Here is an 8599-nt window from a genome sequence, read left to right as displayed (position 1 = left end):
CGTAAACCCCCCCCCCCCCGCGGGGCTTGGCCCCGCCGGGCGGCCGGGGGGTGGGGGGGGCCCCTCACCCCCGCCCGCCCCCCCCACGGGTCCTGCACCCACCGCGCCAGGGCGCGCACCGCCGCTTTCCGGACGTCGAGGTTGGGATCGCCCGCCAGTCCGATCACGAGGTCGGGCTCGGTGAGCGCTTTCGCGGCACCGACCCGGACCTCCCACGCGGGATCGTCGCGCAGTTCACCGGCACGGACGTTCAACGACGCCGGGTGCCCGACCCGTTCCGCGGCTTCGAGTGCGGCGGCGCGCACCAACGGGTCCTCGTCGGCGGTCAGGCCGACGAGGACGGTCACGTCCGTGATGCCCTTGGCGACCTGCACCCGCAGTTCCCGGGACGGGTCGTTCGCCGCGGTGGCCAGCGAGCCGTCCTCTCCGAGCGCCACCAGCCCTCGCGCGGCCGCCTGCCTCACCTCCAGGTCGCCGTCGGTGAGGCCGGCCGCGTAGACCCCGGCGGTCCCCAGCTTCAACGCCCACAGCACTTCCAGCGCGATCGCCCGCGCGGGCGAGACCTCCAGCGCCTCGCGCAACGCCTCCGAGGCCGGCACGACCTCGACCAGTTCGCGCAGGCCCGCCGCCGCGACGGCCCTGGTCTCGCCGTCCGACATGGCGGTGACGAGCGCGAACTCGAAGCCCGGCGGCACCGCCTCGGTCAGCGCCGAGACCGCCGCTCTTCGCACCACGGGGTCCGGATCCGCGAGGTACGGCTCCAGGTCGGCGAGTGCCGGCTGCGAGTCGGCCAGCGCCAGCACCTCCAGCACCCGCGCCGACTCGACCACGGTGTCCTCCCGCGCCACCTCCTCGACCTCGGCTGCGACGCTCACCGACCGCACGCCGAGGTACTCCTCCACGCCGGCCCGGTGCGGCACACCGTCGACCGGGACGAGGTAGGGCGAGACCGGACGCTTGATGAACTCCATGGCGCCATCGGCGTTCTTGCGCAGGTTGAGGTGGTGGAACCAGCGGGCGTCGTCGCGTTCGGGCAGGTCGACGCGCGAGTGGTAGAGCCCCCACCGGGACTCGTCACGCATCAGTGACGACGCGGCCGCCATCTCCGCGCAGTCGCGGATGAACGAGACCTCGACGCAGCGCATGAGCTCGTGCGGTGAGCGGGCGCCCATCGCCGCGATCTCGGCCTCCATCCTGGCGAACGCCTCGAGGGCCAGCGTCAGCTTCGTCTCGCTCTTGGGTGGTGCCACGTAGTCGTTCACGAAGCGGCGCAGCTTGTACTCGACCTGCGGCTGCGGCGGGCCGTCCGGCTGCCGGGAGTGCCGGAAGATCAGTTCGTGCGCCTCGGCCACCTGGTCGGCGGGAAGTGTTTCCGGGCGTTCGAAGTGGACGGAGGCGTGCGCACCGGCCAGGTCGCCGAACACGAAGGCGCCGATCATGTAGTTGTGCGGCACGCACGCCAGGTCGCCCGCCGCGTACAGGCCGGGAACGGTGGTGCGGCCGTTCTCGTCCACCCACACGCCGGACGCCGAATGCCCGCCGCACAGGCCGATCTCCGAGATGTGCATCTCGATGTCGTGCGTGCGGTAGTCGTGCCCGCGTCCACTGTGGAACGTCCCTCGCGACGGTCGTTCCGTGGAGTGCAGGATGCCCTCCAGGGCCGCGATGGACTCCTCGGGCAGGTGCGTCGTCTTGAGGTAGATCGGACCGCGTTCGGAGGCGATCTCCGCGGCGACCTCGGCCATCATCTGGCCGGACCAGTAGTCGCAGTCGACGAACCGCTCCCCCAGCGAGTTGACCTGGTAGGCGCCGAACGGGTTGCCGACGTACGCGCACGCCGGGCCGTTGTAGTCCTTGATCAGCGGGTTGATCTGGAAGCACTCGATGCCCGACAGCTCGGCGCCCGCGTGGTAGGCCATCGAGTAGCCGTCGCCGGCGTTCGTCGGGTTCTCGTAGGTGCCGTAGAGGTAGCCGGAGGCGGGCAGGCCCAGACGTCCGGAGGCGCCGGTCGCGAGGATCACCGCGCCCGCCGACACCGTGACGAACTCGCCGGTGCGGGTGTGGAAGCCCGCAGCGCCGACGGCTCGGCCGTCCTGCACCAGTACGCGGACGGGCATCACGCGGTTCTCGATGCGCAGGCGTTCCCGCAGCCGTCGTTCGCGCATCACGCGGTACAGGACCTTCTTGACGTCCTTGCCCTCGGGCATCGGCAGGACGTAGCTGTCCGACCGGTGCACCTGCCGCACGTGGTACTCGCCGAACGAGTCCTTTTCGAACTTCACGCCGTAGCGTTCGAGGCGCTGCACCATGTCGAAGCCGCGGGTCGCGGTCTGCATGACCGTGCGCTGGTTCACGATCCCGTCGTTGGCGCGGGTGATCTCGGCGACGTAGTCCTCCGGCTTCGCCTTGCCCGGGATGACCGCGTTGTTGACGCCGTCCATGCCCATCGCGAGGGCGCCGGAGTGCCGGACGTGGGCCTTCTCCAGCAGCAGGACGTCACGACCGGCCTCGGCGGCGGTGATGGCGGCCATCGAACCGGCCGTGCCACCGCCGATCACCAGGACGTCGCAGGACAGTTCGATGGTCATGCCTTCACCGCCGCGAGGATCGCGTCACGGCGGCGTTCGACCTCACCGGTGCCGAGGACGACCACGCGGTCTCCCAGCAGCACGGCCTCGTCGACGTCGTGCGTGACGAACAGAGTGGTGGTGCCGGAGAGCACCTCGGTCACCAGGTCCTGCATCGACGCGCGGGTCTGCGCGTCCAGAGCGCCGAACGGCTCGTCCATCAGCACGACCGACGGCTGCTGCGCCAGCGTCCTGGCGAGCTGGACGCGTTGGCGCATGCCGCCGGACAGCTCGCGCGGCAGGTGGTCCCCGAACCCCGCGAGACCGACGCGGTCGAGCCACTCCAGCGCCCGTGCCCGCCGTTGCGCACGCGGGACGCCCTGCAACGCCAGGGGCAGCTCGACGTTGCGCACCGCGGTGCGCCAGGGCAGCAGCCCGTCGTCCTGGAAGACGAGCGCCCGGTCGCGGGACGGCCCGCGCACCGCCTGCCCTGCCACGGTGATCGCCCCGGTGAACGGCACGAGTCCCGCGACGGCACGCAGCAAAGTGGACTTGCCGCACCCGGAAGGTCCCGCCACCACGACGAACTCGCCGGGGCCGACGTCGAGCGAGAAGTCGGACAGCACCGTGGCGCGGCCGTAGCCGACGGTCAGCGAACGGACGTGCACGCTCATACCAGCGCCTCCCTGGGCAACCACCGGGTGACCCGGCGACCGAGCAGTTCGACCGCGGCGGACGTGAGGTAGCCGAGCCCGCCGATCGTGACCATGCCGACGATCACACCGGGGTAGTCGACGACGGTGTAGGCCTGCCAGGTGCGGTACCCGACGCCGAACTGGCCGGAGATCATCTCGGCGGAGATCACGCAGATCCACGCCACGCCCATGCCCACCGACAGACCGCCGAACACACCGGGCAGCGTGCCCGGCAGCACCACGCGGACCAGCACCTGCGGGGTGCTCGCGCCCATCGTGCGGACCGCGTCCTCCCAGATCGTCGGCAGCGCCCGCACGGCGTGCCGGGTGGACACCAGGATCGGGAAGAACGCCGCGACGAACGTGATGAACACGATGCCCTGCTCGTCGGTCGGGAACAGCAGGATCGCGATGGGCACCAGCGCGATCGCCGGGATCGGCCGCACCACCTCGAGCGGAGGCCGCAGCAGGTCGCCCAGCCACCGCGACCGGGCGATCACCACCCCGAGCGCGACCCCCAGCGCGGCGGCGAGCAGAAAACCGGCCATGATCCGCCCGAGGCTCGCGCCCAGGTCGTGGTAGAACTCGGCCGCGGCGACCTGCACCGCGAACCGCTCGACGACCTCGACGACCGTCGGCAGCTGGTCGAAGCGCAGCCAGGCCCGCGTGTCCGACGCGGTCAGCAGCTGCCACAGCGCCAGGACCGCGGCCAGCGACCCGATCCGCACCACCCAGCGCATCACCTCTGCACCGACTCGATCGCCTGCTGGAACGTGAGGACCTCGCCGCGCTTCGCCGCCGCGGCCCGGGTCGTGAACGGCAGCAGCTCGGCACCGGACCGCACCCAGTGGGCGTGCTCGGCGAACCACCGCGTCCCCGTCTCCGCGTCCGGCACGTACGCGACCCGCAGCTTCTTCCCGCTGTCGCGCACCGACTTCAGCAACTCGGTCGGCGACGCGACGGGCTGCGGTGCCGCACCGTCGAACCACACCTCGCTCGCCGTCCTGGGGTCACCACCCAGCGAGGCCGGGTTCGTGAGTTCCTCGGTCGGCTCCAGGACGTCGCGCAGCGGCTTGTCGTCGATGAACCGGTCCACGTCGAGCTCGTCGATGTTCCCGATCGACTTGAGGAAGGGCACGTCCTGCTTCAAAGCCTGTCGCAGCAAGGACTTCAGCGACAGGTCGAAGGTCGCGATGCCGTTCGGTCCGTTGTAGAGGTACACGACCTCGACCGGCAGCCCGGTGGCCTTGGCGACGATCTCCGCCGCCTGCAGCGGTTGCTCGTGCAGGAACTTCGTCGCGTCGAGTTGCGCGCGCAGGAACTCCCGCAGCACCTCGGGCTGCTGCTGGGCGAACGGGTTGCGCACGACCGTGCCGTGCAACGTCGGCAGGTTCAGCGCCGCGCCGTCGTAGAGCAGCTCGGCCTGCTTGGCGAACACGAGTTGGCCCGGCCACGCCACGAACTGCGCGAGCGCCGCGACGTTGCCCGACTGCAGCGCCGAAGCCCCGACGGACGGCTGCTGGTTCTCCACCGTCACCTCGGTGTCCCCGAGCGCCCGCACCAGTGTGCCGTGCCCGGCCGAGCCCACGCTCGCCGACACCTTCTGCCCCTTCAGGTCCGCGAGCGTCCGGGCCTGCGAACCGGGTGGCACCACGACCATGTTCAGCGCGCCGCGGGCGTTGTACCCGGTGACGGCGACCATCCGGGTGCCCTGGTCGCCCTGCTTCTGCGTGCGCGACCCGTTGATCAGCAGCGGGTAGTCGCCCATCGACCCGATGTCGATCTTTCCGGCGATCATCTGCGCCGTGATCGGCGCACCGGTGTCGTAGTCCTGCCACGCCACCTTGTACGTCTTGCCGGTCTTCTTGCCGAGCTCGGCGAGCCGTTGCTCGAAGAACCCCTTGTCCCGCAACAAAGTGCCTGCGGTGACCGTGTTGATCGTCTTCGACTGGTACCCGATGACGACCGGCACCTCGTCGCCGGACGCCGCCTCACCCGTGCCGCAGGCGGCGAGCAGGAGGACGGACGCGAGAATCGCGCGCTTCACCGTTTGTCCCTTCACCGCAGGAGGTAGGGCATGTTGATGGTCACCGCGCCCGTGGGGCACCGCGCGGCGCACGGGCCGCAGTACCAGCACTCGTCGACGTGCATGTGCGCCTTGCCGGTCTCGGGGTTGATCGACAGCGAGTCGAGCGGACACATGTCAACGCACAGCCGGCAGCCGTCGATGCACTGGGATTCGTTGATCGTGACCGGTACGTCGGCACGGTTGTTGACCAGAGCCATGACTCAACTCCAGGAAATGTGGTGGGAAATATGAGGTTTGCTAGCGGCGGATTTCCGCACGCATGGTCAGGCGGTCGCCGCGCGTGCGGATGAACTCGAGGTCGACCGGCCGGCCGTCCGCGAAGTGGCTGAGCCGTTCCACGACCATCAGCGCCGACCCGCGCGGCACCTCCAGCACCGTCGCGGAGTGCAGGTCGGCGTTCACCGCCTCCAGCGTCACCGCCGCGGTGCCGAGCCGCTGCCCGCAGGTCTGCTCGATCAGCGAGAAGAGGTCGCGGTTGACGAGGTCCTCGCCGAGCACCCGCTCCCCCACGTCCAGGGCTAGGTAGGTCAGGTCCAGCGACAACGGCAGGCCGTTTAGCCGCCGCAACCTCTCCACGTACACCACCGAGGCGTCAGGCGGCAGCCGCAGTCGTTGCGCCACCGAGGAAGGCGCCCGGATCACGGTCGCCGCCCGCACGTCGTTGGTGACTTCTCCTTGCTCGTGCAGGGTTTCCGCGAGACCCATCAACTGGTTCAGCCCGTGCTCGACCTTGTCCGCCACGACCACCGTGCCGACACCGGGCACGCGCTCGACGAGCCCCTCCTCGCGCAGGAGGTCCAGTGCCTCGCGAATGCTGTTGCGGGACACCGAGAACTCGGCGGCGAGGAACCGTTCGTCCGGCAGCACACCGTCCGGGAAGGCACGGCGCACCACCTGCTGGCGGATGACGTCGGCGGCCTGACGCGCCCGGTCGGCGCGCAACCGCCGCGCTGGTCGCGGGCTGCTGTTCATGGCCCACAGCATGGACGGCACGAGACGATCAGTTTGTTACGCTCGTGTTACGCCGCCTGGTCAGGGCGGCGAGCAGGCAAAAGACGACCGCTCCGCCAGTCCATCATGTGGACCCCCGCGAAACAGGCCGAAACCTCTGAATACGAGGTATAGCACGGAGTTCGTGCTCCGAACAGGGATCAGGCCGGTGCGACGGAGGTCCGCAGCTCCCGGATCAGCTCGCGCACGGCGAGGGAGTGCCTCGCGGCGCCGGTGGTCACGTGGACGAGCCGGCGCGTCGGGCGGCCAGGGCCGAGGTCGACGACGGTGACACCGGGCGGCGGGGTGAGCACGGTGAGCCGCGGCAGGATCGCGATGCCGATGCCCTGCGCGACCATCGACAGCACCACGCTGTCGTCGGCCACCTCCAGCCGGCGCGGCGGCAGCCAGTCCTGAGTGGCCCACCAGTGGCGGGTGTAGGAGGAGCAGTTCTCCGGCCAGTCGAGCAGCGGCAGACCACGCGGGTCCGGGTGGTGCGCCGGGTGCACGAGCAGGTACGGCTCGGTGACCAGGTCGCCGTGCCGCAGACCGGGGAGCTCCGCGTGGTCGTCGAGGGTGGCGATCGCGAGGTCGGCACGGCCGTCGGCCACCTCCCCCGCCGTCCCGCGCCCCAGTTCGGGCACGACCAGGACCTGCGGCCGCAGTTCGGGGAAGCGGGTGGTCAGCCGGTCGAGCACGGGTGGCAGCAGGTGTGCGGCGGCGGTGCGGAAGGCCGCGACGCGCACCACACCCGAGATCGAGCCCGACGCCGCGCCGCGGGCCTCGGAGCGCAGGAGCTCCAGCTGGCGGAGGATCTGCCGGGCGTGCACGAGCGCCCGTTCACCGGCCGGTGTCGGTGTGGCGCCACGGCGGCCGCGCTCGAACAGCACCGCACCGACCCGGCGTTCGGACTCCCGGACGGCGTGCGACACCGCGGACTGCGAGAGCCCGACCTCCCGGCCGGCCGCCGTGAAGCTCCCGGTGGTCTCGACGGCGATCAGCAGGCGCAGCTCGGACGGGCTCAGGTCCACCACGCCACTATCCATGAACACGCCTCATGGAACGCGCGGATCGATCGACTCCGCCCTCTGCTCCCACGGTCCGGGAATCCCTACCTTCCCCGGTATGAGCACATTCCTCGCCGTCCGCCAGGTACGCCGCCCCCAGGGTGCGCCCAGCGCGGACGACTTCGCCGTCGTCACCGCGGACCTGCCCGCCCTCACCGACGGTCAGGTCCTCGTCGAGAACCTCTACCTCTCCGTCGACCCCTACATGCGGCAGCTGATGGACACCGACGAGGCGGGCCTGGAGGGCAGGGCGATCGGGCAGGTCGTCGAGTCCCGATCACCTCGGTATCCGGTCGGCACGACCGTGTTCCACCGCGCCGGGTGGGCGACGCACGCGGTGGTCGGCGCCGAGGACCTCCGACCCGTGCACCAGGCCGACGGTGTGCCGTTGAGCGCCTACCTCGGCGTGCTGGGCGGCACGGGCCTGACCGCGTTCGTCGGTCTGACGAGGATCGCCCGCCTGCAGCCCGGCGAGGACCTCTTCGTGTCCGCCGCCGCGGGAGGCGTGGGTACGGCGGCGGGGCAGATCGCCCGGCTCCTGGGCGCCGGGCGGATCATCGGCAGCGCCGGGTCCGCCGCCAAGGTCGAACGCCTGCTGGAGCTCGGCTTCGACGCCGCCTTCGACCACCGCGCGGCGCCGGTCGGCGAGCAACTCGCCAAGGCGGCACCGGACGGCATCGACGTCTACCTCGACAACGTCGGCGGCGACCACCTCGCCGCCGCCATCGACGCGCTGCGCCCGCACGGCCGGGTCGCGTGGTCCGGCGCGATCGCCCAGTACAGCTCGGCTCCCCCGGCCGCACCGCACAACCTGGCCGACGTCATGTTCAAGTCGCTGCGCGTCGAGGGGTTCCTGGTCCGCGAGCACCTCGACGCGCGGGAGCGGTTCGAACGCTTCCTGGTGCCGCACGTCCGCAGCGGTGCGGTGCGCGCGGAGGAGACGGTGGTGGACGGGATCGGCGCCGTCGTGGAGGCGTTCCTGGGAGTGCTCGCCGGGGCCAACACCGGGAAGATGCTGGTGCGCCTCCACAACTAGGCCTCATGCATGTTGTTGCACATCAGCTGTCGAGCCCGCCGAGCACGCAACGTCCGCTTCTGCCGATGAGTGGACGCCGTACGGGTACGTGCCGGGCTTCAGACAGCGGCGGTTGCAGGGTCCCAGACGAGAATCGGGGCGGTGACGGGCACGAT

General features: G+C 71.0%; 8 protein-coding genes. 1 reads left to right on the top strand and 7 read right to left on the bottom strand.

From position 1 onward, the window contains the following. The 7 genes from ABZX02_RS40685 to ABZX02_RS40655 form a co-directional block, all read right to left on the bottom strand. The coding region (locus tag ABZX02_RS40685) for a fumarate reductase/succinate dehydrogenase flavoprotein subunit (RefSeq protein WP_355306922.1) at positions 1-2588 on the bottom strand (2588 nt) is incomplete at its 3' end. Continuing rightward, positions 2585-3241 carry an ABC transporter ATP-binding protein gene (locus ABZX02_RS40680; RefSeq protein WP_355306920.1) on the bottom strand — a complete coding sequence of 219 codons (657 nt, stop codon included), beginning with the start codon at positions 3239-3241 and terminating at the stop codon, positions 2585-2587. The genes ABZX02_RS40685 and ABZX02_RS40680, both read right to left, overlap by 4 nt. After that, positions 3238-4002 (bottom strand): ABC transporter permease, encoded by a 765-nt coding sequence (locus tag ABZX02_RS40675; RefSeq protein ID WP_355306918.1) that lies wholly within the window; start codon positions 4000-4002, stop codon positions 3238-3240. Before ABZX02_RS40675 ends, ABZX02_RS40680 begins: the two co-directional genes overlap by 4 nt. After that, complete coding sequence (locus tag ABZX02_RS40670; protein WP_355306916.1) at positions 4002-5309, bottom strand: ABC transporter substrate-binding protein; 1308 nt, start codon at positions 5307-5309, stop codon at positions 4002-4004. The genes ABZX02_RS40675 and ABZX02_RS40670 overlap by 1 nt, the downstream gene beginning before the upstream one ends. Before the next feature lie 11 nt (positions 5310-5320). After that, entirely contained in the window at positions 5321-5548 is a 228-nt protein-coding gene (locus ABZX02_RS40665; protein ID WP_355306914.1) for a 4Fe-4S dicluster domain-containing protein, read from the bottom strand. A 40-nt stretch (positions 5549-5588) separates the two neighbouring features. After that, positions 5589-6323 (bottom strand): GntR family transcriptional regulator, encoded by a 735-nt coding sequence (locus tag ABZX02_RS40660; protein WP_355306912.1) that lies wholly within the window; start codon positions 6321-6323, stop codon positions 5589-5591. 179 nt (positions 6324-6502) lie between these two features. After that, positions 6503-7375 (bottom strand): LysR family transcriptional regulator, encoded by an 873-nt coding sequence (locus ABZX02_RS40655; RefSeq protein WP_355306910.1) that lies wholly within the window; start codon positions 7373-7375, stop codon positions 6503-6505. 91 nt (positions 7376-7466) lie between these two features. Here ABZX02_RS40655 and ABZX02_RS40650 point away from each other — a divergent pair, with 91 nt between their 5' ends. Further along, positions 7467-8444, top strand: coding sequence for an NADP-dependent oxidoreductase (locus ABZX02_RS40650; protein WP_355306908.1), 978 nt, complete (start codon positions 7467-7469; stop codon positions 8442-8444). The last annotated feature ends 155 nt before the right edge of the window (positions 8445-8599 follow it).

The organism is Lentzea sp. NPDC003310 (assembly GCF_040610935.1).
GTDB lineage: Bacteria > Actinomycetota > Actinomycetes > Mycobacteriales > Pseudonocardiaceae > Lentzea.
The sequence above is the reverse complement of the archived record's forward strand: the minus strand, read 5'-3'. Positions and strand labels throughout refer to the sequence as shown.

What these genes read in the sequence shown, in the direction of transcription:
- ABZX02_RS40675 (WP_355306918.1), bottom strand. Translation starts at nt 4,002, where the DNA reads ATGCGCTGGGTGGTGCGGATCGGGTCGCTGGCCGCGGTCCTGGCGCTG.
- ABZX02_RS40665 (WP_355306914.1), bottom strand. Translation starts at nt 5,548, where the DNA reads ATGGCTCTGGTCAACAACCGTGCCGACGTACCGGTCACGATCAACGAA.
- ABZX02_RS40660 (WP_355306912.1), bottom strand. Translation starts at nt 6,323, where the DNA reads ATGAACAGCAGCCCGCGACCAGCGCGGCGGTTGCGCGCCGACCGGGCG.
- ABZX02_RS40680 (WP_355306920.1), bottom strand. Translation starts at nt 3,241, where the DNA reads ATGAGCGTGCACGTCCGTTCGCTGACCGTCGGCTACGGCCGCGCCACG.
- ABZX02_RS40650 (WP_355306908.1), top strand. Translation starts at nt 7,467, where the DNA reads ATGAGCACATTCCTCGCCGTCCGCCAGGTACGCCGCCCCCAGGGTGCG.